The 25,520-nt window shown below is 63.3% G+C and carries 16 protein-coding genes; 10 read left to right on the top strand and 6 right to left on the bottom strand.

Features of this window, described 5'->3' with window-relative positions:
* Window positions 1–81: 81 nt before the first annotated feature.
* From AC2CF9_RS02155 to AC2CF9_RS02130, 6 genes are read left to right on the top strand one after another with little or no spacing between them, the layout of a single operon-like run.
* A complete protein-coding gene (locus AC2CF9_RS02155) occupies window positions 82–1,905 on the top strand; it encodes a glycosyltransferase (protein WP_484556148.1) in 1,824 nt (607 codons plus the stop codon).
* Window positions 1,895–3,238: a DUF3131 domain-containing protein gene (locus AC2CF9_RS02150; protein ID WP_150016126.1), complete on the top strand. Its 1,344-nt coding sequence runs from the start codon at window positions 1,895–1,897 to the stop codon at window positions 3,236–3,238. Before AC2CF9_RS02155 ends, AC2CF9_RS02150 begins: the two co-directional genes overlap by 11 nt.
* 59 nt (window positions 3,239–3,297) lie before the next feature.
* Window positions 3,298–4,785 (top strand): DUF3131 domain-containing protein, encoded by a 1,488-nt coding sequence (locus AC2CF9_RS02145; RefSeq protein ID WP_223810656.1) that lies wholly within the window; start codon window positions 3,298–3,300, stop codon window positions 4,783–4,785.
* The gene (locus AC2CF9_RS02140) at window positions 4,770–6,167 is read left to right on the top strand and encodes a DUF3131 domain-containing protein (RefSeq protein ID WP_484556147.1); all 1,398 of its coding nucleotides are present in this window, start codon (window positions 4,770–4,772) and stop codon (window positions 6,165–6,167) included. The genes AC2CF9_RS02145 and AC2CF9_RS02140 overlap by 16 nt, the downstream gene beginning before the upstream one ends.
* Before the next feature lie 10 nt (window positions 6,168–6,177).
* The gene (locus AC2CF9_RS02135; protein ID WP_484556146.1) at window positions 6,178–8,874 is read left to right on the top strand and encodes a response regulator; all 2,697 of its coding nucleotides are present in this window, start codon (window positions 6,178–6,180) and stop codon (window positions 8,872–8,874) included.
* Window positions 8,874–11,078, top strand: a complete 2,205-nt coding sequence (locus AC2CF9_RS02130; RefSeq protein WP_484556145.1) for a glycoside hydrolase family 2 protein — start codon at window positions 8,874–8,876, stop codon at window positions 11,076–11,078. Before AC2CF9_RS02135 ends, AC2CF9_RS02130 begins: the two co-directional genes overlap by 1 nt.
* A 33-nt stretch (window positions 11,079–11,111) precedes the next feature.
* On the opposite strand, the gene AC2CF9_RS02125 is transcribed toward AC2CF9_RS02130, so the two are convergent.
* A complete protein-coding gene (locus AC2CF9_RS02125; RefSeq protein WP_484556144.1) occupies window positions 11,112–11,663 on the bottom strand; it encodes a YbhB/YbcL family Raf kinase inhibitor-like protein in 552 nt (183 codons plus the stop codon).
* Between the two features lie 106 nt (window positions 11,664–11,769).
* Here AC2CF9_RS02125 and AC2CF9_RS02120 point away from each other — a divergent pair, with 106 nt between their 5' ends.
* Window positions 11,770–16,176 carry a DEAD/DEAH box helicase gene (locus AC2CF9_RS02120; protein WP_484556143.1) on the top strand — a complete coding sequence of 1,469 codons (4,407 nt, stop codon included), beginning with the start codon at window positions 11,770–11,772 and terminating at the stop codon, window positions 16,174–16,176.
* Here AC2CF9_RS02120 and AC2CF9_RS02115 read toward each other — a convergent pair.
* The gene (locus AC2CF9_RS02115; RefSeq protein ID WP_484556435.1) at window positions 16,158–18,269 is read right to left on the bottom strand and encodes an FUSC family protein; all 2,112 of its coding nucleotides are present in this window, start codon (window positions 18,267–18,269) and stop codon (window positions 16,158–16,160) included. The genes AC2CF9_RS02120 and AC2CF9_RS02115 overlap by 19 nt on opposite strands.
* Window positions 18,270–18,571: 302 nt before the next feature.
* Window positions 18,572–19,684, bottom strand: a complete 1,113-nt coding sequence (locus AC2CF9_RS02110) for a lactonase family protein (RefSeq protein ID WP_484556142.1) — start codon at window positions 19,682–19,684, stop codon at window positions 18,572–18,574.
* Between the two features lie 202 nt (window positions 19,685–19,886).
* Here AC2CF9_RS02110 and AC2CF9_RS02105 point away from each other — a divergent pair, with 202 nt between their 5' ends.
* Together AC2CF9_RS02105 and AC2CF9_RS02100 are read left to right on the top strand one after the other, a co-directional pair.
* Window positions 19,887–20,912 carry an NADP-dependent oxidoreductase gene (locus tag AC2CF9_RS02105; protein ID WP_150016119.1) on the top strand — a complete coding sequence of 342 codons (1,026 nt, stop codon included), beginning with the start codon at window positions 19,887–19,889 and terminating at the stop codon, window positions 20,910–20,912.
* Between the two features lie 127 nt (window positions 20,913–21,039).
* The gene (locus tag AC2CF9_RS02100; RefSeq protein ID WP_150016118.1) at window positions 21,040–21,780 is read left to right on the top strand and encodes a nitroreductase family protein; all 741 of its coding nucleotides are present in this window, start codon (window positions 21,040–21,042) and stop codon (window positions 21,778–21,780) included.
* Between the two features lie 37 nt (window positions 21,781–21,817).
* Here the strand turns inward: AC2CF9_RS02100 and rluF are convergent, their stop codons facing one another.
* Window positions 21,818–22,699, bottom strand: a complete 882-nt coding sequence (rluF, locus tag AC2CF9_RS02095; protein WP_484556141.1) for a 23S rRNA pseudouridine(2604) synthase RluF — start codon at window positions 22,697–22,699, stop codon at window positions 21,818–21,820.
* Between the two features lie 165 nt (window positions 22,700–22,864).
* Here rluF and AC2CF9_RS02090 point away from each other — a divergent pair, with 165 nt between their 5' ends.
* Window positions 22,865–23,587 (top strand): HPP family protein, encoded by a 723-nt coding sequence (locus AC2CF9_RS02090; protein WP_484556140.1) that lies wholly within the window; start codon window positions 22,865–22,867, stop codon window positions 23,585–23,587.
* Window positions 23,588–23,595: 8 nt separating this feature from the next.
* On the opposite strand, the gene AC2CF9_RS02085 is transcribed toward AC2CF9_RS02090, so the two are convergent.
* Window positions 23,596–24,567, bottom strand: coding sequence for a sugar-binding transcriptional regulator (locus AC2CF9_RS02085; protein WP_039384324.1), 972 nt, complete (start codon window positions 24,565–24,567; stop codon window positions 23,596–23,598).
* Window positions 24,568–24,618: 51 nt separating this feature from the next.
* On the bottom strand, window positions 24,619–25,404 hold the full coding sequence (locus AC2CF9_RS02080) for a triose-phosphate isomerase family protein (protein WP_150016115.1): 786 nt from the start codon (window positions 25,402–25,404) through the stop codon (window positions 24,619–24,621).
* Window positions 25,405–25,520: the final 116 nt, after the last annotated feature.

The following is a 25,520-nucleotide window of genomic DNA, read 5'->3' as shown; positions in this document are numbered from 1 at the left end:
TATATTATTCATTCGCTTAGCTTTCCTTAACGTGTTCACCAGGTCAGATGCCCTTTTTTGCAGGATGTGAGACAGGATGCCATGGACCACTACTTTTCCCGTTTTGAACAGCGTCGTCCCCCTCCGGCGCTGCAGACACCGCGCTGGGTCGTTATCTGCTGGCAGGTGCTGGCCGTTGCCGGACTGATTCTGGGCGCAAACTATATTCGCTGGCGCTGGATGTCTTCGCTGAACCCCGACGCGCTCTGGTATGCGGTGCCGCTGGCGCTGGCAGAGACCTGCGCCTGGTTTGGCACGCTGCTGTTTACCATCAACATCTGGCAGGAGAAAGATCCGCCCTGTCCGCCTGCGCCGGAGGAGATTAATCAGTGTCTGCTGCCGGCGGACCAGTCCGCACCGCGTCCCATCCGGGTTGACCTGTTTATTGCGACCTACTCCGAAGATCCGGAGCTGGTCAGGCTGTCGATTCAGGATGCGTGTAAGGTGCACTATCCCGTCCCTATCGACTACCGGGTGCACGTGCTGGACGATGGCCGTCGTCCGGAGATGCGCGCGGTGTGTGAGCAGGAGGGCGTAAATTACATTACCCGCGACAACAACACCGGGTTCAAGGCGGGTAATATTCGTAACGGCATGGAGCACACCGACGGCGACTTTCTGGTGATCTGCGATGCGGATACCCGGGTTTTTCCCACGCTGCTGGTTCACACGCTGGGTTATTTTCGCGATCCCGACGTCGCCTGGGTGCAGACGCCGCAGTGGTTCTATGACCTGCCTGAAGGCGAGCGTCTGCCGGCATGGCTGCGGCGCCGGACCGGCTGGCCCGGCTGGCTGCTTGGCCGCCTGAGTGAAAAGCTGTTTGGCCCGCTTACCGTGGGCAGCGATCCCTTCTTCAACGATCCGCGTATGTTCTACGACGTGATCCTGCGCCGCCGCAATGCAGCCAACGCGGCGTTCTGCTGCGGTGCGGCCTCTGTTCATCGGCGCGAAGCGGTGATGCAGGCCGCGCTGCGCAGCTACGCGTTTAACGTAGAGGAAGAGATTGCGCGTTTTACGCAGGATATCCGCGATGAGGAGACGCGCCAGGCGCTGTCGCAGGCGATGCGGCCGCACGTTATTGCCGACACCGAGCTGACGCCCTATAAATTTCACGTCTCTGAAGATATCTACACCTCCATCGTGCTGCACGGCGATGCCGGGCGCCGCTGGCGTTCGGTGATGCACCCGGGCATTGAATCCAAAATGCTTTCGCCGCAGGATCTGCTGACGTGGATGATCCAGCGCTTTAAGTACGCTGCGGGTTCGCTGGATATTCTGTTTCATGACAAAATCTTCAGCCGTCGCCGCTTCAAACTCAGCGCGGCGCAAACCCTGATGTATGGCACAACGTTCTGGTCCTATCTCGCCTGCATCTGGAACACGGTGTTTCTTATCTCGCCGCTGATCTATCTGTTTACCGGTATTCCGCCGGTGGCCGCTTACTCAACGCCCTTCTACCTGCACTTCCTGCCGTTTTTTATCGTCTCTGAGCTCGCCTTTATGTTTGGCACCTGGGGGATCTCCGCCTGGGACGGTCGCGCCTCCTATCTGGCGTTCTTTTCTGTCAACCTGCGGGCGCTCGGTACGGTGCTGCGCGGGGAAAAAATCAAGTTTCACGTCACGCCAAAGGAGCGGCAGAGCGGGCGTTTTCTCTATCTGGTGAAACCGCAGCTGGCGATTGTGGCGCTGACGCTGCTCGGGCTTATCTGGGGCGGCATACAGGTTGCGCGCGGCAACGTCGATGACCCTTCGGGTTACGTCATCAACATTTTCTGGGGAGCCGTCAACATCGCGGCGATGCTGCCCATGATTATGGCTGCGCTCTGGACGCCGCCGGCACAGGAGACGGCAGACCATGAGCCTTAAAGCGGGACTCTATAGCGCACGCAGCTATCTCACGATTCTGATCGGCTTTCTGATCGGCTTTGCCATTGTGCTGTGGGTTGAGCATCAGATGCCCACCCGAACGGAAACCACCGACGGAATTATCCTGAGCGAAGGCTTTCCCGCGCTGCCGGAGACGCGTGAGCTGACGTTTGAGGAGGCGGTATGGGCACGCGTGGCATGGCAGTACTTTGTCAATAACACGCAGCCTAACGGGCTCGCTAACGCAGAAGCGGATAACCCCTGGCTGAGCCTGTGGAGCAGCGGCAGCTATCTGCTGGCAACCATTGCCGCCCGTCAGCTGGAGGTGATTGACGCCGCTGAGTTTGATGACCGCATCGGCTCCGCGCTTGAGGCGCTGGGCAGGCTGCCGCTGCAGCCGGATAAGCTCCCCGCTGCTTTTTATCAGGCTGAAACCCTGACGCCGCTTGAGCAGGAGACGGCGCGTCCCGGCTCCGCTATCGATATGGGCCGTCTGCTGATGCCGCTGCAGATCCTGCTGTGGCGCTATCCGCAGCACGCCGCCGCCGTACAGCAGCTGCTGGCGGGCTGGCAGCTGAATGCGCTGCTGCAGAGCAGCGGTCCGCAAGGCGCCAGCCTGCCGGTCAACCGCTGGGTGATCCGCAGCGACGACCCGCGCGGCAGCTACGGCTACCGTCTCTATGCGGGCAGCGTGCTGCGGCTCATCAACAGCACGGCGGGACTGGCGGTCAGCCAGCCGCCGGACGGGCTGAAGATGATTGAGATCGAGGGGCATGCGGTGCCTGATGAAGGGATCCGCACGCCGTGGGGCAAGCAGCCGTCGCTCATCAGCTCCCCCTATCTGCTGACCGGCCTGGAGCAGGGTTTTGACGCGCGCAGCGGGGAGATCAGCTGGCGCATTATGCAGATCCTGCAGCAGCGCACCGGCAAACCCGATTCGCGAGGCGATATCAGCGCCGACTATGCCGAACAGGCACCCGATTTCAATGCGGCGTTGCCGGGTCGCCAGCCGCAGCGCGGCGCACCGCAACAGACCATCGCCCCGCTGCCCAACCAGGCGCTGCTCTCGGTCCGTACCGCCTTTGCCTGGTATGCCCTGTTCCGCAACCGCTGGAGCGACGCGCTGCGCCAGCAGATGCTGCCGCTGCTGGTGCCTGGAAAAGGCTGGCAGGCGGGATTTAACCCTGACGGCAGCGTAAACGCTGCCCTGACGGCCGATACTAACGCGATGGTGCTGGAGAGCCTCTCCTATATCGCCCACGGACAGCTGCTCTGCCTGGGCTGCCTGTCTCAGCCCCCCGCAACCGCACGCAACAAGGAGCAAGAACGATGAAAGTGCTATCGCTACAACACGCTGGCCTGGCGGGGCTGACGCTGCTGCTGATCCTGTGGATGCTGCCGCTGCAGGCGGCCGTCAGCCTGCCCGCCTCCGACTATAAAAGCCGCCACGGCGAGCTGACGCCACGGGAGATGCAGGTGGCGCGCAACGCCTGGTCCTATTTTGTCGCCAACTATCAGCCCACCACCGGTCTGGTGAACGCGGTGAATAAATACCCCTCCACCACCATGTGGGACAGCGGCTCTTACCTGGCGGCGCTGACGGCAGCGCGTGAGCTGGGGATCATTGACAAGGCGGAGTTTGATCGCCGCTTTCTGCAGTTTATCGCCACGCTGAACAAGCTGGTGCTGTTTCAGAATCAGGTGCCAAACAAAGCCTATAACACCATTACCGGGCAGAAAGTGGATTACCTGAACAAACCGGGCGAGATTGGCTTCTCCGCTATCGATATTGGCCGCATGCTGCTCTGGCTGAAGATTATCAAAGAGCGCTATCCAGAGCATGGCAACAGCATTGATAACGTCGTGCTCGGCTGGGACTTTACCCACGTGGTGGATGAGTGCGGAACACTCTATGGCGCCTATCTCGATAAGCAGAAGCAGCCTCAGTACGTTCAGGAGGGGCGGCTTGGCTATGAGGAGTATGCGGCGGCGGGTTATCAGCTGTGGGGATTTACCACCTGTCAGGCGAGCCGGCCTGAGCCTTATGCGCTGGCGGATATCTACTGCGTGCTGGTGCCCTACGACTCGCGCGATCCGCGGCTGACCAATCAGCATAACTACGTGGTCACCGAATCCTATCTGCTGCACGGGCTGGAGATGGGCTGGGACAACAGCGACGATCGTGAAGCGCGCCCCAATAACCACTCTCATCCGTGGATGAAGAACTTCGCCGATCGGGTCTATCAGGCGCAGGAGAACCGCTACATGATCACCGGTACCCTGACGGCGCGCTCCGAACACCAGCTCGATAAATCCCCCTACTTTGTCTATGACACCGTCTTCAGCGACGGCTTCAACTGGAACACCATCACCGATAAAGGCCAGTATGTGCCTAATGTTGCCGCTGTCTCGCTGAAAGCCGCGCTCGGCATGTGGGTGCTGTGGAACTCGCCCTATACCGATCGCCTGTTTGATGCGATCGAAAACGCCGATGAGAAAGACAAAGGTTACTACGAAGGGCTCTATGAGAATGGTGACGGCCCGATCAAAGAGTTTACCGCCAACAACAACGGCATCATGCTGGAAGCGCTGCTGTTCAAAAAACAGGGCAAGCTGCTGCGCTTTAACACTAACGATGCGCGCAGCCGCAGCTATGCGCCCTCCCTGTGGGAAAAGCGCCTGGTGGATCTGTTTGAAGAGAACAACACGCGCCGCAACCGGCCTTTCCTGGAGGTGACGCCCGGCATTAAAACCTGGTGCGATCAGAGCGGGACCGCCGTGCGCACTGCACCGAAGTGCAGCGCCTGCAAGTGCGCCCGCTGCGACAGCAGTGCGCCCGTTAAACTTCCGCCGGTAGCGACCTCATGCCTAAAACCCTAGTGCGTACCACCGGGCTTGTAGTGGCTCTGCTGCTGGCGCTCGGCGCCTGGCTGCTGCTGCGTCACGAGGGAGACGGCTGGCGCTGGCTGGTAAACGGGGGCTGGCACACCACCGCCCGCACCGGCGCGCTGACGCCTGAAGAGCAGCGCTGGGCCGCGGTGGCCTGGCGCTACTTTGAGAATAACAGCGAGGCGAACAGCGGTCTGGTCAGCGGCAGCGACCGGCGGCCGGTGGTCAGCCTGTGGCAGATGGGCGATACCCTGATTGCGCTCACGGCGGCGCGCGAACTGCAGCTTATCGACGATCGGCGTTTTGACCACCAGCTCAGTCAGCTGCTCGGCAGCCTCAATCGCCTTCCGCTCACCCGGAGCGGCGTGCCCAATCTGCTCTATAACAGCCGGACGCTGGCGATGGTGGGCTACAGCAATACGCCACAGGTGATCGGCTGGTCCTCACGCGATATGGCGCGCCTGATGATGGCGCTGCAGGTGGTCGCATCGTTTCACCCGCAGTATGGGGAATACCTGCAGCGCATTATCCTGCGCTGGAACTTCTGCCCGGTAGTGGATAAACAGGGCCAGCTCAGTGCGGGCATGTGGCAGCAGCAGCAGATGCGTATCCAGCCGGAGGGACGGCTGGGCGACAGTGAATACAGCGCCGCCGGTTTCGGGCTGTGGGGCTTTGCTAACCAGCAGTCGCTGCAGCCTCCGGCGCAGCACGTCATTATCGACGGGCTGGCGCTGGATATCGACAGCCGCGATCCCCGCACCACCTGGACGCCTGCCGCCATTACCACGCTGCCCTGGGTGCTGAGCGGAATGGAGTATGGCTGGCAGCTGCCGGGCGCCGACCGTGCGCAGATCCGGCAGCAGCGCCAGCGCGCCAGCCTGGTCTATCAGGTGCAGGAGCGCCGCTGGCAGCGTCAGGGCATTTTAACCGCCCGCAGCGATTTCGCCCTGAGCGTCGCGCCGTGGCACGTCAACGACACCATTTTCGCTAACGGCTACGCCTGGAACACGCTGACCGATGATAACAAATGGGTGCCGACGCTGGCGCAGGTCTCTACCCGCGCGGTATTCGGTCTCTGGGCGCTCTGGGATACGCCGTTTACCGATGCGCTGATGCGCACCACCCGGCTGCAGTACGATCCGGCGCGCGGCTGGTATGAAGGCCGCACCGAGGCGACCGGGGAGTACAACCGCGCTATCACGCTCTCTACCAACGCCACGGTACTGGAAGCGCTGCTGTTCAAAACCCACATGAAGCCGCTGATTGACAGCGAAAACAGCGAGAACCGCCAGTTTTTCCGTCAGCAGCTGGCCGATCCGTTCCGTGCGCCGCAGCGCTGTCTGCCGTTCACCGCCCCGCTGGCCGAAGAATAAGGAGAAACCGATGCCGGAAAGCCTGTTACCCAAAGCGCTCGACTCCCTGCGCGCCGCGGTGCTGATGTATGACGCACAGGAGCGGCTGGTGGCCTATAACCAGCAGGTGGTCTGTTTCTATCCCGGGATGGAGCAGCGGATCCGCGTCGGTATGACGCTCACCGAGCTGGCGCAGGATTTTATCGCTTCCGCCTACATGACAGAGGATGACCGCAGCCGTCAGGCGATGATCGATAATCTGGTAAGCCGCTGCCGGCTCGACAATCACAGTGAAATGCGGCGCATCGCTAATCGCCAGGTGTTTGTCCAGCATAACCGCACGCCTGAAGGCGGGATCGTCAGTCTGCATATCGACGTCTCGGGCTATACGCTGATTGACGCATCGCGGCGGCAGCTGCACGCCGACTTTGTGCTGGCGGCGGAATCGACCCAGATTGGCATCTGGGACTGGCAGCAGCAGCACGATCTGCTGCAGGTTAACGATGCGCTGCTCAATATGCTGGGCTATCCGCGTGAAACCTGGCACTACAGCGCCACCTTTCTCGATACGCTGCTGCACCCGGACGATCGCGAGCCGCTGCAGCAGCTGTTTGCCTCCGCCAGCAACAAACAGCTGCCGGTATTTGAACGGGAAATTCGTCTGCTGCACCGCAGCGGCAACTACCGCTGGATGCTGCTCTCCGGTCAGGTAGCCAGCGTCACGGTCAGCGGCGAGACGGAGCGCGTCATTGGCACGCTGCAGGACATTACCAAGCGCAAAGAGGCAGAACAGCTCTCGCTGCAGGCGATTGCCGCTGCGCACGCGGCCAATGAAGCCAAAAGCGCGTTTCTGGCGAACATGAGCCATGAGATCCGCACGCCGATGAACGGCATTCTGGGTATGACGCAGCTCTGTCTTGATACCCGGCTGACCGCGGAGCAGCGCGAGTACATGACGCTGGTCTATCACTCGGCCCACACCCTGCTGCGCATCATTAACGATATTCTCGACTACTCCAAAATAGAGGCGGGGAAAATTGAGCTGGATGAAGAGCGGTTTGAGATCCGCCCGTTCCTGCACGCCGTGGCGCGGCCGCTGATGCCGGCCGCCAGCGAAAAAGCGCTGGAGCTGCTGATTAACGTCACCCCGGACGTCCCCGCCACCTTTCTCGCCGACACCGTACGCCTGCGCCAGATCCTGACCAACCTCATCAGCAACGCGCTGAAGTTTACCCATCAGGGCGAGGTTGAACTGGCCGTGACGCGCGATGCCACGCACAACCGGCTGCGCTTTCAGGTGCGCGACACCGGCATCGGTATTCCACCGGAGAAGCAGCAGCTGATCTTTGAATCGTTCAGCCAGGCGGACACCTCGACCACCCGCAAATATGGCGGCACCGGGCTCGGGCTCACCATCTCTGCCCGGCTGGTGGAGCGGCTGGGCGGTTCGCTGACCGTTCAGAGTGAGCCGGGGCGCGGCAGCACGTTTACCTTCTCTCTGCCGTTGCCGGCAGAGACAGAGAGCGATCCGGTGCGGCATTCGCCGCGCCTGGCACCACTTCCGGTACTGGTGGTGGATGACAACGCCACTAACCGCCATCTGCTGAGCGACATGCTGCGCAATATGGGCCTGCAGCCCAGCCTCGCCGCCAGCGCCGCCGATGCGCTGGCGCTGCTGCAGGCGCAGCCCGACTTTCCGCTGATCCTGCTGGATGCGCAGATGCCCGATCGGGATGGCCTTGACCTGGCGCGGGAGATCCGGGCAAACCCGCAGCTGGCAACCAGCCAGATTATTATGCTCAGTTCGATGAGCCGGGCGATGGATGCAGAACAGCTGCGGCAGCTCGGCGTGAATAAGTTTCTGGCTAAGCCGATCGATCAGCGTGAGCTTTATGACGCGCTGGCGGGTGCCTCCGGGCAGCGCCAGCCCGCCGGCAGTGCGGAAAGCGCGCCGGCCAGCCCCGTGGCCGACCCCGCCACGCAGGCGCTGCGCATTCTGCTTGCCGAGGACAATCTGGTGAATCAAAAACTTGCCGCCCATTTCCTTACCCGGCTCGGTCACGAGTTTGCCATCGCCGGTAACGGGCTGGAGGCGCTGACGCTGCTGGAGCAGGATGGCTGGGACCTGGTGCTGATGGATCTGCAGATGCCGGAGCTGGATGGTGAAAAAGCGACGCGCCTGATCCGCGAACGCGAAGCCGCCGCGTCGCCGCCCCGCCACCAGCGCATCATTGCCATGACGGCGCACGCGATGAAGGGCGACCAGGAGTACTGCCTGCAGAATGGCTTTGATGGCTACGTGGCCAAGCCGGTGAGTCAGGAGATGCTGCATCAGGAGATCAGCCGCGTCATGGCGCTGCCTGACCCGGCGGCTGGCGTCCCCCCTGCGCCAGCCGGCAACGCCGCCGCGCTGGCGCAGCAGCTCGGGCTGGACGCGACGCTGCTGCACGAACTGCTGCTGCTGTTTGCCGATTCGCTGACGGAGATCGAAACGCAGCTGCTGAGCGCGCTGAGTGAAGGCGACTGGACGAGCGCGTCACGCCACTGTCACAAGCTGCGGGGCGAGGCCGCCATTTTTGGATTCACAGCCTTAACCCATACGCTGCAGACCGCTGAAACGCAGATCCGCCAGGGTGACGCCATCGATGCCGCGCAGCTGCGTGCAAACCTGATACACGAGTGTACGCGGGTGCGCCAGCAGCTGCGCACCCTGCTGGAGGAGAAGTGATGCGTGGTTTACTGCCCCTGCTACTGATAGTCAGCCTGCCCGCTGCCGCCGCCATCGACGCACCGGTCAGCTGGTCGCTGGCCGGACAATGGCGCGTGCATGACGCGAATACCCCCGGCTTTGAGGGCTGGCGCGAAGCGGACAGCAAATGGCCGGCGCTGCGCGTTCCCGCTAACTGGTATAGCGCCGGGCGCGATCATCAGGGCGCGCTCTGGTATCGCCATGAGTTCTCTCTGCCGCCGCTGCAGGCGGATCAGCAGGCGACGCTGGAGTTTGACGGGGTCGATTACCTGGCTGACGTCTGGCTCAACGGCCAGCGGCTGGCGCAGCATGAGGGATATTTCCAGCGCTTTGCGGTGGATCTTACTGACAGCCTGCGCCGCTACAACCGGCTGGCCGTGCGGGTCGACAGCCCGCGCGAGGCGACGCCGGGTACCTGGCCGCTGCACAAGAACCTGATGAAAGGGATCCTGAACCAGCACGATACGCGTCCCGGCGGAGCCTGGAGCGATCGCGGTCAGGAGGCGAACTCCGGCGGCATCTGGGCGCCGGTACGACTGCGCATCAGCCGGGGGGCGACAATCGATCGGCTGATCCTGCGCCCCGACTGGTCGCAGGGGCTTACGCAGCCGCAACTCTCTGCTGAACTGCGCTACCGCGCTCCGGTCGCGGCTGACGTCACGCTGACCCTCCGCGCCGCGCCGGATAACTTTTCCGGCCCGGGGTTTGCGCTGCAGCAGCGCGTGCGGCTGGAGGCGACCGGCGATACGCCGGCGCGTCTGCAGGTTACGCTGCCGATGCCGGCGGCGCGCCTGTGGTGGCCGGTGGGTTATGGCAAACCTCATCTTTATCAGGTCAGCGCCACGCTTCGCGACGATCGCGGCGTTATGGATCGGCGCAGCAGCCGTACCGGCCTGCGCAAGGTGGAGGCGCTGGAAAATAATCAGGGCTGGCGCATCAACGATCGGCGGATCTTTGTTCGCGGCACCAATTACATCGGCTCGCCGTGGCTCAGCACCATGAACAAAGCGCGCTATCTGCGCGATTTTACGCTGGTGGAGAAGATGAACGCTAACGCTATCCGCGTGCATGGTCACGTGGCGGGCCGGGCGCTTTATGAGGCGGCTGACGAGCGCGGGCTGCTGATCTGGCAGGATGTGCCGCTGCAGTGGGGCTATAACGACTCCGCCGCCTTTGCGGATAACGCGGTGGCGCAGACCCGCGCTATGACCGCACAGTTTGGCAACTCGCCGGCTATCGTGGTCTGGGGCGGCCAGAACGAGCCGCCGTTTAACTCGCCGTGGATGGAAAAGCGCTTTCCCGACTGGCATAAAGACCTTAACCGTACCCTGACACGGCGCGTGGCAGAGGCGCTGGCGGAAGATCGCAGCCGCATTGTGCATCCTTACTCTGCTGTGGAGGAGCACTACTGGGCAGGCTGGTATTTTGGCACGCTGAATAATCTGCTTGAACCGGCGAAAACGGCCACCGTCACGGAGTTTGGCGCACAGGCGCTGCCGGATCTTGCCACCCTGAAGAGCATCATTCCGCGCCGCGAATGGTGGCCAGCCTCAACTGAACCCGGCGATCCGCTCTGGACGCGCTGGAAATATCACAATTTCCAGCCGATCCAGACGTTTAAAAATGCGGGCATCAGCCGGGGCAACAACATCCATGACTTTATCAAAAACACCCAGCGCTATCAGGCGCAGCTGGTCGCCGTGGCGGCCGAGAGTTACCGGCGGCAGCGCTTCCAGCCGGTGACCGCGCTGTTTCAGTTTATGTTTGTGGAAACCTGGCCCTCAATCAACTGGGGCGTGGTGGATTACCTGCGTCAGCCGAAAGCGGGCTATTACGCCCTGCAGCGCGCCTACCAGCCGCTGCTGCCCTCTATCGATCCCCATACCCTGAACTGGCAGGCCGCCAGACCCGGCGCGCTGTCACTCTGGGTGATTAACGATCTGCCGCAGGCGTTTCCGGCGCTTACGCTGCGCTGGCGCGCCGCCCAGCAGGGTCATCCGCTCGCCCGCGGCGAACGGCAGATCACGGCGGCCGCTGATACCGGCAGTAAAGTGCTTGATGTGCCGCTCACTCCCGTCAGCGCCGCCCCGCTGCAGGTGCAGACCTGGCTTATCGACGCACAGGGTAAAACGCTGGCAGAAAACCAGCTGGAGCTGGAGGTGGCGCCCGCCGACGCCAGATAACTGCCGGCACGGCACGGACGCGGGCGTGACGGTTTACTCATCGTTGGTAAAGCGACCGACGCGGGTAGCGCCGGCGAGCGCGTGACCTTTAAGCTGAGCGATCAGCGCATCATGCGTCAGCCCGGCCGGCAGCCTGTCCGGCGGCAGATCGGTGGCGATAATCACAAAATTGTAGTGATGCATGCCGCTGCCCGCAGGCGGACAGGGTCCATAGTAGTGCGCCGTGCCGGGGCTGTTGGTGCCGCCGGTATAACCGGTTCCCCTGCTCAGCTCGCCACGCGCAAACTGCTGCCGCTCCGCCGGAATATTATAGGCGACCATGTGCACCACGCCGAGTCCCTTCGCACCCACCGGATCGGTCATCAGCAGCGCAAAGCTGCGCGTGCCCGGCGGCGCGTCGTGCCAGCTGAAGGCGGGTGAGAGGTTCTCGCCGCTGCACGCCGGATTGCCCGGTTTATTGCTGGCAAACGCCTTCTGCAGCATACCGCCATCCTGAAAATCGGGCGACTGCAGAGTAAATACCGGCGCGGCCAGCGCGCTGACCGGCAGCGCCAGTGCCAGTAACGCCATTTTTACGCTGTTCATAACAAGCTCCCGTAATAAATCGCTGAGCATCAAGTATATAACCTGTTCAGCCGCGCGCGGGCGACTACACTGCTAATCGCGCCCTCTTACCCGCAAGGAGTCCGGGATGTCTGTCCCACCGCTGTCGCACTTTCTACCCGCCACGCGCCTGTGGTTTACGCAGACGTTCGATCAGGCGACGCCGGTTCAGCAGGCGGCCTGGGAGGCGATCGCCGGCGGCAGCCATACGCTGGTTGTGGCGCCGACCGGCTCCGGCAAAACGCTGGCGGCGTTTCTGCACGCCATCGATGCGCTGTTTCGCGAGCGCAGTCCGGATGCCGCCGTCGCGCGCGAAGAAACCACACGCGTGCTTTATATCTCGCCGGTTAAAGCGCTGGCCGCCGACGTGGCGCGCAACCTGCAGCTACCGCTGGCGGGCGTCAGCGCCTGTCGTCAGCAGCAGGGCGAGCCGGCCATCACGCTCCGCTGCGGGATCCGCAGCGGCGATACCCCGGCGCGCGAGCGGGCAGCGCTGCGCCGCCATCCGCCCGATATCCTGATCACCACGCCGGAGTCGCTCTATCTGCTGCTCACCTCGCAGGGGCGCGATACGCTGCGCGGCGTCACCAGCGTCATCGTTGATGAAATTCATGCGCTGGCGGGCAACAAACGTGGCGCCCATCTGGCCCTGTCGCTGGAGCGGCTCGATGCGCAGCTGGCCCGGCCGGCGCAGCGTATCGGATTATCCGCAACGGTAAACCCGCCGGAGACCGTGGCGCGCTTTCTGGCCGGTTGCCGCCCGGTCACTATCGTCAACCCGCCGCTGCCGCGCCCGCTGCAGCTTCGCGTTACGGTTCCGGTGCCGGATCTTACGGCGCCCCCGCCGCTGCCAGGGAGCGAAAGCGAAGCCGGCGCGCTCTGGCCGCATCTGGAAGCGGGAATACTGGCCGCGGTGCTGCGCCATCACACCACGCTGGTGTTTACCAACTCGCGCGCGCTGGCGGAGAAGCTGACGGCGCGCCTTAACGCCCGCTGGCAGCAGCAGCACGACGACGCCGCAGAGATCGCACGCGCGCACCACGGCTCCGTTGCCCGGGAGCAGCGCCTGCTGATCGAGAGCGCGCTGAAGAGCGGTGCGCTGCGCTGCGTGGTGGCCACCTCCAGCCTGGAGCTGGGGATCGATATGGGCAGCGTCGGACAGGTGATTCAGGTCGGTACGCCGCCGTCGGTGGCCAGCGCCCTGCAGCGCACCGGGCGCGCCGGACACCGGCCAGGCAGCACGCCGCAGGGGGAGTTCTGGCCCCGATCGCGCAGCGATCTGCTGCAGACGGCGGTGATCGTCACGGCGATGCTGGCGGGCGAAACGGAGCCGCTGACCGTGCCGGAGAACCCGCTGGATATTCTTGCCCAGCAGACCATCGCTGCTGCTGCCATAGCGCCGCTGGACGCCAGCCGCTGGTTTGAGCAGGTCACGCGCAGCGCGCCTTTTCTGACGCTGTCGCGGCACGATTATGATGCGGTGCTGGCGATGCTGACGGGACGCGACGGCACTGACGCTTTTGCCCTGCTGCGCCCGCGCCTGATCCAGGATCCGCAGACGGATCGCATCACCGCCCGGCCCGGCGCAAAGCTGCTGGCGATTATGCACGCCGGCGCCATTCCCGATCGCGGCAGCGTCAGCGTGATGCTGCCGGAGGGTGAGGCGCAGGCCGGCACCCGCCGCGTGGGCGAGCTGGATGAGGAGATGGTTTACGGCTCGCGCGTCAATGACATCGTGACGCTGGGAGCCACAACCTGGCGTATTCAGCAGATTATGCGCGACCGGGTGATTGTCACACCGGCACCGGGACGCACCGCACGGCTGCCGTTCTGGCAGGCGGATGCGCCCGGACGCGCCGCCTCGCTCGGCGCGGCACGCGGCCGCTATCTGCGTGAGATTGCAAACGGCACGGCAGAAGATCCGGCGCTGGACGCGCACGCCCGGCGTAATCTGCAGACGCTGCTGCGTGAGCAACAGGTGGCGACCGGGCAGCTGCCGGACGATCGCACGCTGCTGATTGAGCGCTGTGCGGACGATAGCGGCGACTGGCGCATTATCCTGCACTCGCCGTGGGGCAGACGCGTACACGCGCCCTGGGCGCTGGCGCTGGCCGATCGGCTCGCGGAACAGCACGGCATGACGGCTGACGTGGTCGCCAGCGACGACGGCATTGTGACGCGTCTGCCGCCGCATGCCACGTTTTCACTTACCGACTGGCTGCAGTTTACGCCGGATGAGTTACAGCAGCGGGTCAGCCGCGCCGTCAGCGGATCGCCGCTGTTTACCGCCCGCTTTCGCGAATGCGCCGCTCGCGCCCTGCTGCTGCCGGGTCAGCGTGCCGGGCAGCGCACCCCGCTCTGGCAGCAGCGGCTGCGCGCCGCAGAGCTGTTTGACGCCGTGCGGCCGTTCCCGGATTTTCCGCTGCTGCGGGAAACCGCGCGTGAATGCCTGCAGGATGTCTATGATCTGCCCGCGCTGCAGCAGCTGATGGCGCAGATCCGCGCCGGAGAGGTGCAGCTGCGCGAGGTGACCACTGACGCGCCCTCGCCCTTCGCTGCCGCGCTGCTGACCGGCCATCTGGCTGACGCCGACCGCCGGGCGGTGCCACAGGCTGAGCAGCTGGCCGCACTGCTGGCGCTGGATACGTCACTGCTCAGCGAGCTGATCGGGGCGCTGCCGCCAGAGCAGCTGCTGGACGCAAACGTCATTGCGCAGACGGAAGCGCTGCTGCAGCGCCTGACGCCAGCACGCCAGGCTACCGGCGAGGAGACGGTGGTGGATCTGCTGCGCGAACTGGGGCCGCTCAGCGCCGGAGAGATAGCCCGGCGCTACCGGGGCGCGTCGCCGCTGGCTGACGTGCTGGAGACCCTGCAGCAGGCGGGCCGGATCCTGCCGGTTACGTCTGGTGCGCAGGCCTGTTTTGCGGTCGCAGAAGATGCCGCCCGCCTGCAGGCACTCTCTGCTGGCGGCAGCGCAGTGCCGGAGAGCGCGGTTCGCCCGCTGCAGGGGCTGGTCAGCCGCTATCTGCAGACGCACACGCTGGTGAGAGCCAGCCAGGTCGCCCGGCATTTTGGCCTCGACGCCGGCACGGCAGAGAGACTACTGGCGGAGACGCCGGGCGTTGTCAGAAGCGAACCCGCCTCCGGGGGGGTGCAGTGGATCGCCGCGCCGGTATTCCGGCGCCTGCGGCTGGCATCGCTGCAGGCGGCGCGTGAGGCGACCCAGCCCGCTGCGCCGGCGGCCTGGGTGCAGGCGCTGACGGAGCGCCACGCGCTTACCGCCCCGCTCAGCGGCGCAGCGGGTCTGCGCCGGGTGATCGCGCAGCTGGCCGGAGTAGCCCTGCCTGTCGGGCTGTGGGAGAGCCAGATTTTCCCGGCGCGTATCGCTGATTACCAGCCCGCGCTGCTGGACAAACTGCTGGCGAGCGGCGAAGTGCTCTGGCGCGGCAGCCGCGCAGCCGGCACGCGACAGGAGCGGGTGGAACTCTGCCCGGCTGACGCCGCTGCCGCAATCATGACGCTGCCGGCGGAGACGCAACTCGTGACGCTGTCACCTCTGCAGCAGCGGATTGTGGCGCACCTGCAGCAGCACGGCCGCGCAACCTTCCGGCAGCTGCAGCTCGCCACAGAGAGCGACGCCGGTGAAGGCGCGTCACCGGATACCGACGCGGCGCTGTGGGATCTGGTGTGGCGTGGCTGGATCACGTCGCAGAACTGGCAGCCGCTGCGGATGCTGCCGCTGCGCAGCAAACCGCGTCCGGCACGCCGTCGCCGCATGGCCGGACGCCATTTTGGCGCGGCACCCGGCGGCGGCGGGCGTCCGGCCCTGACCGCCACCGTGACGCTGCCCGGCAGCTGGACGCTGCTGAACATCCGACCGGCGTCCGATACGGTGCGGGCGCTGACGCTGACCCGCGCCCTGCTGGACCGCAGCGGCGTGGCAACGCACGGCGCTGCCCGCAGCAGCGCGATCCCCGGTGGTTTTCCGGCGCTGCAGCCGGTGCTGCGCGCGATGGAGGATGCCGGACACCTGCTGCGCGGGCGCTTTGTCAGCGGCATGGGTGCCGCGCAGTTCGCTGAGCCGGCGCTGATTGAGCGTATCCGTCAGCTGCAGCGCGCGCCGTCCGCTGCGACGCTGGCGCTGGCTACGCTGGATCCGGCTAATCCGTTCGGCACCCTGCTGCCGTGGCCGCTGACCCTCTCCGGGACGAAACCGCTGCGGCGCAGCGGCAGCTGGGTGGTGCTGTTTCAGGGAGAGCCGCTGCTCTGGCTGCCGCCCGGCGGCAAACAGCTGCATACTTTTACGGCCGGTGCATCACCGGAGATCCTGCAGCAGGCGCTTGGCGCGCTAGCCACGGCCCTCCGGCGCGAGCCGCGCCTGCGCTTTACGCTGGAGCAGATTGATGGCTCTCCGGCCAGCCAGTCGCCGCTGACGGCGCTGCTGAAACCGGCTGGCTTTGCGCGTGTGCCGGGCGGCTACAGCTGGGATGGCTGAGTGCGCAGGCGCAGAGCGTGCTGCTGCAGGGCGGCGCGCTGGCCGGCGGTCGGCTCCGGCCACGCCAGCTGCGGAAACAGATAAAGCCGGACGCTGAACAGATGAAACAGCGGCGTAAACAGGCGCTCATCGTCCAGCGCCAGCGCTTCCAGCTGCAGCAGCAGCAGATCAAGCGTCTGCTGCAGTTCAGCGTGCGGGGCGCTCTGCAGCGACTTCAGCCGCTGCTTCAGAAAGCGTCCCAGCTCATAGAAAAACGCCCCGCTGTCGAGCAGGTAATTACCCAGCAGCACCCGGTGCCGCGCGTAGTAGTCGAAGCTGTTGACGCCCAGCCACACCTCATTAAGCAGCATACCGGCGCTGCTCATATCTGACTGCGGATCGAGACGCAGACGCGGCAGCACCATATTGACCTTATCCAGCATCAGGCTGATAAAGCGCTGCCGGGCCGGCAGCGATGAGCCGTTGCGCTCAATCTCCTTAATAAAGCGCAGCAGCTCGCGCAGTCCGCGCCGCACCGCGCGCCGCGCGCTCCACGACGGCCGCTTGTTGCGCATAATGGCCGTGGCGATCGCGGCAAACAGGACACCGGTCACCGAGGCGATGGCGTTATTCACCAGCAGCACCAGATCCGGCTGCAGATGGTGACCAAAACCGATCAGTCCCGGGATCTGAATCGCCACGCTCAGGCCAGTCAGGTTGGTTGCCGGGCGGGCGATCGTCAGCGCCAGCACAATAAGCCCCGGCGCCATGCAGATGATCAGCGCCTCAAACGAGGTCGCCTGCGGCAGCAGCAGCGCGACATACACCAGGCTGATGCCAATGGCGATCAGCACGCCGCGCACGAACAGCTTCATCGAGGTGAGCGGCGTATCGAGGCTGGCGAAAAAAGAGCTCAGGATCGCCGCCATAACCGGGGCAGAGGCGCCGTCGCGCCACCCGCTTCCCATCCACAGCAGGCAGCTGCCAAAGGTGGCGCAGAAAGCGGTCAGCGCCGAAAGACGGATAAGCCCGCGATCAAAGAAGCGGTGGGTGCGTCTGCCGCGCGCCAGCGTCGTGTCACCCGACAGATCGCTCACCATGCCACTGACGCTCTGATACGCCCCGGCGATGCGCACAAAGTCGATCATGCGCTCCAGCAGCCCGCTCAGCAGCAGGCAGTGTTCCACCGGCAGCTCGCCGGCGCGCCACGCTGCGTTGACCTGCGCCTGCCGGTGCGTCAGCTCCAGCTGAATGCCGATCACATCGCCCGGCGCCTCACCGTCGCTGAGCCACTGCAGGAACTGCTGAAATCCCTGTGCCACATAGTCAGGCAGCAGGATATTGCGCGCGGCCAGGCGCTGCAGGCGCAGCTCGATGGCGGTCAGCGTCGGGATAAGATAGGAGAGATGCTGATACTGCGCGCTGACTAAGCGGATCAGCCGGCGGGCAGCGTCACCCTCATAGACGCAGTGGGTGATCAGAATTTCCACCTGCTGCGGTGCGGTAGCCATCTGCGTCAGGATCGCTTCCCGCTCGGGCGAGACGGCGCTAACCGGCCCGGAGAGCAGATCGTGACAGAGCCGGCGGCCGGTGAGATACCACTGCGTCACGCTCTGCTCCAGCAGGCTGCGCATGGAGACCGGAAACAGCAGGCCGTGTATCAGGCTGCTGCAGACAATGCCTAAGGTGATCTCTTCAATACGCGACAGCACCGTGCTGGTAATGCCCCACGGCGTGTACACTTCCGGAAACCCCATAATCGCCGCGCTGTAGCCCGCCAGCATAAACACATAGCTTTTGGGCGTCCGATCATGCAGTGAGAGCCAGAGACAGCCGCTGACCCAGAGCGAAATCACCAGGCTGAACAGCAGCGGATGCGCCACCGTCAGCGGAAAAATCAGAAAGATAAACAGGCCGCCCAGCAGCGTGCCGAGCAGACGAAACAGCGATTTGGAGATAGTCGAGGCGGAGTAGAGCTGCGAAGCGACAAACACCGTCGTCAGCGCCCAGGCGGGGCGATCCAGGTTAATCTCCAGCGCCAGCCAGAGCGCCAGAAACGCAGCGAGCGTGGTTTTTACGGCAAAGAACAGAGCGGGTCGGGTAAGCCACGGCATGTCACAGGGACCAGAAGGCACTAAGTGCGGCGTATCCTGCCAGATTGCTGCCTGCGCTCACGCAGATAACTTCGACAAATTGTTTCGCCATCAAAATTTATGCTGGATGATACGCCCCGCGCGTACGGTGATCCGTTAACGCCGCTTATCGAAGCTGCCGGTGCCGCAGCGGCCAGCGTAGTGGCTGCACGGCACCGGAGGGAATCGTCCGGTTAACAGATAAAATGTGTCGGCGATCACATTTCCCGGCTGTGCGGCGGCTCCATAAAATTATTTTGTGCAGACCGCCGGCTGCACAGCCGTCAGTAGTGCACGATCGTTACCCAGTTGGCATCGCTGCCCACCGGCGCTTCACCGGTGCGCGTCAGCGCCCCGCTTTGCGGATCGATGCGATAACTGCCAATCACTGCGCTCTTCTCGCCGCTGACCACCAGCCCGCGTCCATCCGGGGTAATGGCAAATCCGCGCGGCTGCTTCTCCACCGGCCAGCTGCCCGCCAGCGTCAGCGCCCCGCTCTCTGGATCCACACGGTAGCCGCTCAGCGTACTGCTGGTGCGCTCGCTGACGTAGAGAAAGCGCCCGTCCGGCGTAAGATGAATATCGGCGGCCCAGATACGCGGCGTGGGATCGTTGTATCCCGGCGGCCGTTCGCGCCCCTCGGCCAGATGATAAGAGGCGGCAACCGCGCTGGGGGATTCAGCAACTTTTACCAGCGCCCCGTTCGCCTCGCGCCGGAACTGCGTGATCACCCCGCCCATTTCGCCAATGTTATACAGAAAGCGCCCGTCTGCGGATATTACCGAGTGGCGCGGGCCGTTGTTTTTAGCCGTAGCGACATACCCGCTGCCGAGCGCGGCCAGCGTGCCGCTGTCGCTCAGCGTCAGCTGCAGCACGCGGTCGGTGCCGAGGTTGCCAACATAGACCGTTTTGCCGGTTGGGTCGGCGATGGCCGAGTGAGCGGCAGGCCCGGTGGCGTAACGGCTCACCGGCGGTGCGCTCAGTTTCGCTTCCGGCGTCAGCCGGTATACATCAACGACGTTACCATCATACGAGGCTGCCAGCAGAAAACGCCCCTGCGGCTCAGCGACGATCCAGGGATAGCTGGCCGCGGCGGGCACCTGCTGCTTCTGCGTCAGGTCGCCGCTGTGGCGGTCAATCACCCAGCTTGCCAGCTGCAGCGGCTTGCTGCGGATCGCCGCATAAAGATGGGTTTTATCTGTGCTGAGCGCCAGCGGCATCACCTTGCCGTCCGCCGGGGTATGGCCCAGCAGGTGCAGGGCACCGTGCTGATCCAGACTGTAGCGCGCAATCGTACCGTCGCCGGCTTCTGAAACATAGACGTAAGTCTGTGCCAGCAGCGGCGTACTGCCTGCCAGCGTCGCCAGCAGCAGCGCGGCGCGTAACGGTTTTATCATAACGATCTCCGGGGTCAGGAAACGGCACATGCGAAGCAGCACGGCCCGGGGTGTAATCTGGTACTGGGTCGCTCTTATATAACACCCTTCAGCGAATGAGTGACAAACTATTGCGGCAGACCGCTCGCGCAATATCCGCTAACAGCAGCGCGCGCATCCTCAGCTACACTTGCCTCACCCGTTTGTCATAAGAGAGGTAACTATGTCGCAACACGCTGTATCAAACCAGGCCTGGCTGCTGGCTTCCCGTCCCGAGGGCGAACCGGTAAAAGAGAACTTCCGGCTGGTGGAACAACCGGTGCCGGAAATTAAAGAGGGTGAGATGCTGCTGCGCACGGTGTGGCTGTCGCTGGATCCCTATATGCGTGGCCGCATGGATGACGGTAAATCCTATGCGCCGCCAGCGGAACTCGACCAGCCGATGGTTGGCGGCACGGTGTGTCAGGTTGAGGCGTCAAAGCACAGCGATTTTAAAGCGGGCGACTGGGTGCTGTCCCAGAGCGGCTGGCAAACCTATGCGGTTTCTGATGGCGAAGGCGTGGCAAAGCTCGGCGAGCTGGCTCACCCCTCCTGGGCGCTCGGCATTCTCGGCATGCCCGGCTTTACCGCCTATATGGGGCTGATGGACATTGGTCAGCCTAAAGCGGGCGAAACGCTGGTGGTTGCAGCGGCGACCGGTCCGGTCGGCGCGACCGTGGGCCAGCTGGGCAAGCTCAACGGCTGCCGCGTGGTGGGCGTCGCCGGGGGCGAAGAGAAGTGCCGCTATGCAATTGAAAAGCTCGGCTTCTCCGCCTGTATCAATCACCACAGTGATGACTTTGCCGACCAGCTGGCGGCCGCCTGCCCGGACGGTATCGATATCTATTACGAGAACGTCGGCGGTAAAGTGTTTGACGCGGTATTCCCGCTGCTGAACACCGCTGCCCGCGTTCCGGTCTGCGGCCTCGTCTCGGGCTACAGCAGCCGCGACCTGCCGCCGGGGCCTGATCGCACGCCGCTGATCATGGCGGGGATCCTGAAACGCCGTATCCGCATGCAGGGCTTTATCATCTTCCAGGATTACGGCGACCGCTATCCTGAGTTCCTGAAAGCGATGACGCCGCTGGTTGAGCAGGAGAAGGTGCACTATCGCGAGCATGTGATTGAGGGACTGGAGAACGCACCGCAGGCGTTCTTCGATATGCTCAATGGCAAAAACTTCGGTAAAACCGTGGTGAAAGTCAGCTAATACGTCCCGGCCGGGTGCCGCCACGGCACCCGGTTTTTATTACCGCTCTCCTCTGCCTCACGGCAATAACGGTAAAACGTCCCGCTACCCGGCCTGCTACGCTCTCTCCCCCACAACAGGAGGCAGCATGAGTTCCATTATCGATCTTTTCGCTCAGCATAAGAGTGAGCGCAGTTATACCGATCAGCCCGTAGAGGATGCGGTACTTGAGCGAATTATTTCAGCGGCGTACTACGCGCCTACCTCGGTAAACTCCCAGCAGGTATCCGTTGTCGTCACCCGTGACGCCGCACAGCGCCAGCAGATTGCCGCCATTGCCGGCGGGCAGCCGTGGATCGCGAAAGCGCCCGTGTTTCTGACTTTTGTGCTGGATATGCATAAGTCGCGCCTGGCGATGGAAGCCAGCGGCCGTGAACAGGTTGCGCAGCAGAGTATTGAAAGCGTGGTATCCGGCGCCACCGATGTGGGCATTGCGCTGGGATCGGTGATGGCCGCCGCGCGGGCTGAGGGGCTGGGTATTGTGCCGATTGGCGGCATCCGCCGCGATCCGGAAGCGATGATCGCGCTGCTGGATCTGCCCGACTATACCTTCCCGGTTGCCGGTGTGGTCATCGGCCACGTCGACCAGCCTGCGCACCAGAAGCCGCGTCTGCCGCTGCCGACTTTTCGCCACGAAGAGCGTTATCAGCAGGCGGATCTGCCGCAGCATATCGCTGATTACAACGCGCAGCTGGTGCAGCACTGGCAAACTACCGGCCGCAGCGATGGCGAGAGCTGGAGCGACAGCGTCAGCGGCTACTACCAGCACATCTACTTCCCGCACGTGCTGGCGGCGCTCCATAAACAGGGGTTTGGCACCGATAAATAATCCGATCCGCCCGCAGGCCGGGCGGATAATCCGGGGCTTAACGCCCCTTTTTCTTACGGCCAGGCTGGGTAAAGCGTTTGCGATTCGCGCCCTGGCCCCCCGCTTTATCACTCTGCTTTGCAGCCGCAGCGGGCGCTTTTTTCGCCGGTGACGCCGTTTTTTTCTTCGCCTGCGCCTGCCGGGTTTTGTTATCTTCTGATGATGAATCCTCAATCAGCTTAAACAGATCGATCAGTTCATCATCAGTGAGATCGCGCCACTCGCCGAGCGGAATGCCCTTCAGGCTGACGTTCATGATGCGCGTACGCTCAAGCTTCGTCACTTCATAGCCAAAGTGTTTGGTCATGCGGCGGATCTGGCGATTGAGCCCCTGCACCAGAATAATGCGGAACACAAACGTCGACTCTTTTTTAACTTTGCACTTTTTCGTTACCGTGCCCAGCATCGGCACGCCGCCCGCCATGCCCGCGATAAATTCATCGGTGATCGGTTTATCAACCGTCACCACATACTCTTTTTCGTGGTTATTACCGGCGCGCAGAATTTTGTTAACCAGATCGCCGTGGTTGGTGAGGAAAATTAACCCCTGTGAATCCTTATCCAGCCGGCCGATAGGAAAAACGCGCTTGCTGTGGTTCACAAAGTCGCCGATATTGTCGCGCTCACCCTCTTCCATGGTGGTGACAATGCCGGTAGGTTTGTTAAGCGCAATCAGCACCAGATCGTCGGCGTCACGCGGCTCAATCAGCTGGCCATTCACCCTGACCTCATCTCCGGCGTACACCTGAGCACCGACGGCGGCGCGTTTACCGTTAATAAATACGTTGCCCTGTTCGATATAGCGATCGGCATCGCGGCGCGAGCAGATTCCGCTCTCGCTGATGTATTTGTTCAGGCGGGTAGATAAGTCAGGCAGCATGGTTCCTCCGAAAAAAAAACGGACTATACCTCAACTGCCGCCGTTGCGTAAGGCTGTCGCACCTTCCGCGTGCGCGCATAAATCCCTGCACACTGCAGGGTTGTTTAGCGTCAGACGCCAGGCGACAATCCCCGGCCACTGTTTCTGGCTTCTCACGGATTTTCTATGACGCAACCGCAACCGGCGAGCCGACTGGCCTCGCTGCGCCTGTTTCTGGCCCGCTTCTGGCCACATCCCCTGCCCGTGGCGCGCAGACAGCGCCTGCTGGCCAGCCTCGGAGCCGGGCTGGGTCTTATGCTGACCAGCCTCATCAGCCACTGGATGCTGGGTGCGGTAAACCTGTGGTTTGTCGCGCCAATGGGGGCGTCTGCGGTGCTGCTGTTTGGTCTGCCCAATAGCCCGCTGGCGCAGCCGTGGTCGATTATTGGCGGTAACCTCGTTGCCGGCGTTATTGGCGTGACCACGGCACTGCTGATCCCGCAGCCGGCACTGGCGTGCGGAGTTGCCGCCTGTCTCGCTATTGCGGTGATGTTTCAGCTGCGCTGTCTGCACCCGCCCAGCGGCGCGGTCGCGCTGACGGCGATTCTCGGCGGCGGCAGCGTGGCGCAGCTCGGCTACCACTTTGTGCTGACGCCGGTGATGCTTAACTCGGTCTGCCTCGCGCTGCTGGCGATCGTGTTTAATAACCTCGCCGGACGCCGCTATCCTCATCCGCTGGCGGCCGCCGAGGCGAAACCGCAGCCGGTGGCGATGCCGGTTCCGCTCACGCGCGACGACCTGCATCAGGCGCTGGAGAGCGGCCCCCTGCTGGATATTGATGAGGACGATCTGCAGCAGCTGCTGCAGCGCGCCGAAGAGATTGCGATCCGGCGCGTTCAGACACGCTAAAGCGCGCTTCAGCGCGCCTGTACCAGGCTCAGCACCGTGCGGATATTCTGCGCCGAAGTCGCGATGATATCGATGGCCCCGGTGCGCAGCGCCCCGAGTATCGCCATCGCCTTGGTGTTCTCTGCGGCTATGGCGATCACGCACGGGATCCGGCGCAGTTCATCAATGCTCAGCCCGATCACGCGCTCATTCATGACCGTCTCCACCGCTTCACCGCGGGCGTTGAAAAAGTCATAGCCGGCAATATCACCGGTCACGCCCTGATTAACGCTGGCGTCGATAATTTCACGCGGGGTAAACCAGCCCAGCTTCACCATGTAGCTGTTCTCATTCATATCCCCAATCCCCACCAGCGCCACATCCGCTTTACGCGCGCGATCCAGCGTCTCTTTTACCGTGCCGTTCTGCATAAAGCTGTCGCGCAGCGCGCGGTTCTCCACGTAGGCGGGGGCATAGAGCGTTTCGCTGCTGCCGCCAAACTTTTTTGCCAGCCGGCGGCTGATATGATCGGCGTTAATGGCGTCACCCGGGCGGTGCGTGCCGCCAATACCGCTGATAAACAGGCAGTTGCGATCGGGCACCTGACCCGGATGATCGGCCACTGCCGCCACGTTACGTCCCTGCCCAACCGCCACGATAGCGTTATCTTTCAGCGTCTGCGCCAGATGGGCAGACACCAGCGCGGCTACCTGACGGCGCTGCTCATCGCTGTCGGCGGAATCCAGCGCAATCAGCGCCCGCTGCAGGCGCGGAAAAGAGCGCTGCAGCTGCTGCTCAAGACGGGTACTGAAAACCGGATGGTAGCGCACGCTGATTTCCACAATGCCCTCTTCGCGCGCGCGTTTAAGCAGTCGCCCGACCTTGATGCGCGAGATACCAAATTTACGCGCGATCTCCTCCTGCGTGATGGCATCCTGATAGTAGGCGACGGCAATCTCGGTCAGCAGCTCAGCATCCTGACCCGGCGTGGTATTCTCCATCTCTTCTCTGTCCTGTGTAGCGCGATCGTAAGCAGCCGTAAGTTATAACACTCATCTCGCCTGCCCCGCTATGCCAACGGCGAGCGCGCTGGCCTCGTCAATAATCTGTGCCAGCGCCTGCGGGTCGTGAGCAAAGCGGCCAAGAAACAGACCATCCACATCACTCTCCAGCCGCTGGATCAGACCCGGTCCGGCGCTGCCGCCGTAAATCACCTTCAGCGTAATACCGGCGGGCAGCGGCAGCGTCCGCAGCCCGGCGCAGACGGTACGAATATAGCTATCGGGGGCTGGCTGCGGCGCGCCAATGGCCCACTGGGGTTCATAGGCAAACAGAATTTCGCCCCGCAGGCCACGTGCCGCCGCCAGCGCCAGCGCATCGTTAAGCTCCGCAGCACAGAGCGCAATGGCCTCCGCGGGCGTGCCCTGCTCTGACTCGCCAATACAGAGCACCGGCGTCAGCCCGTGCTGCAGCGACATCGCCACTTTAGCGGCAATCTGCGCCGCATCCTCGCGGAAGTGTCGCCGCCGCTCCGCATGACCGATTTCAGCCAGCGAACAGCCCAGCTCCTGCAGCATGCTGGCGCTGACTTCACCGGTCCAGGCACCGTTTTCCGCCTGGCAGACATCCTGTCCGCCAACGCGTACCGGCGTGTTCGCGAAGATCTCTGCTACGGCGGGGATCGCCGGATAGGCGGGCAGAATAAACAGGCCGACGCTGCCGCTTTCGATCGCCGGGTGATCGGCCAGTCTGGCGACCTCGCGACACCACGCCAGCGTTTGCTGATAGCCAAAGTACATTTTCAGACTGACACCAAGTAAGCGTTGTGGTTGAGACATCATGCAGCTCCCGGGTTATAGCGCGCTCTGACCCTGAGGGTCGTTTGTTCATATGAACATTAAATGAATTAATGAACCTGTTTCAATGTACGTTTAAAGGATCTGTGACCTGGCGC

Source organism: Pantoea sp. SYBGC1, from assembly GCF_057197005.1.
This window is presented reverse-complemented; position numbering and strand designations above follow the sequence as displayed.

Coding starts and splice junctions, on each gene's coding strand:
- AC2CF9_RS02135 (WP_484556146.1), top strand. CDS start 6,178: ATGCCGGAAAGCCTGTTACCCAAAGCGCTCGACTCCCTGCGCGCCGCG.
- AC2CF9_RS02145 (WP_223810656.1), top strand. CDS start 3,298: ATGCTGCCGCTGCAGGCGGCCGTCAGCCTGCCCGCCTCCGACTATAAA.
- AC2CF9_RS02140 (WP_484556147.1), top strand. CDS start 4,770: ATGCCTAAAACCCTAGTGCGTACCACCGGGCTTGTAGTGGCTCTGCTG.
- AC2CF9_RS02130 (WP_484556145.1), top strand. CDS start 8,874: ATGCGTGGTTTACTGCCCCTGCTACTGATAGTCAGCCTGCCCGCTGCC.
- AC2CF9_RS02110 (WP_484556142.1), bottom strand. CDS start 19,684: ATGATAAAACCGTTACGCGCCGCGCTGCTGCTGGCGACGCTGGCAGGC.
- AC2CF9_RS02090 (WP_484556140.1), top strand. CDS start 22,865: ATGACGCAACCGCAACCGGCGAGCCGACTGGCCTCGCTGCGCCTGTTT.
- AC2CF9_RS02105 (WP_150016119.1), top strand. CDS start 19,887: ATGTCGCAACACGCTGTATCAAACCAGGCCTGGCTGCTGGCTTCCCGT.
- rluF (WP_484556141.1), bottom strand. CDS start 22,699: ATGCTGCCTGACTTATCTACCCGCCTGAACAAATACATCAGCGAGAGC.
- AC2CF9_RS02085 (WP_039384324.1), bottom strand. CDS start 24,567: ATGGAGAATACCACGCCGGGTCAGGATGCTGAGCTGCTGACCGAGATT.
- AC2CF9_RS02150 (WP_150016126.1), top strand. CDS start 1,895: ATGAGCCTTAAAGCGGGACTCTATAGCGCACGCAGCTATCTCACGATT.
- AC2CF9_RS02120 (WP_484556143.1), top strand. CDS start 11,770: ATGTCTGTCCCACCGCTGTCGCACTTTCTACCCGCCACGCGCCTGTGG.
- AC2CF9_RS02100 (WP_150016118.1), top strand. CDS start 21,040: ATGAGTTCCATTATCGATCTTTTCGCTCAGCATAAGAGTGAGCGCAGT.
- AC2CF9_RS02080 (WP_150016115.1), bottom strand. CDS start 25,404: ATGTCTCAACCACAACGCTTACTTGGTGTCAGTCTGAAAATGTACTTT.
- AC2CF9_RS02115 (WP_484556435.1), bottom strand. CDS start 18,269: ATGCCGTGGCTTACCCGACCCGCTCTGTTCTTTGCCGTAAAAACCACG.
- AC2CF9_RS02155 (WP_484556148.1), top strand. CDS start 82: ATGGACCACTACTTTTCCCGTTTTGAACAGCGTCGTCCCCCTCCGGCG.
- AC2CF9_RS02125 (WP_484556144.1), bottom strand. CDS start 11,663: ATGAACAGCGTAAAAATGGCGTTACTGGCACTGGCGCTGCCGGTCAGC.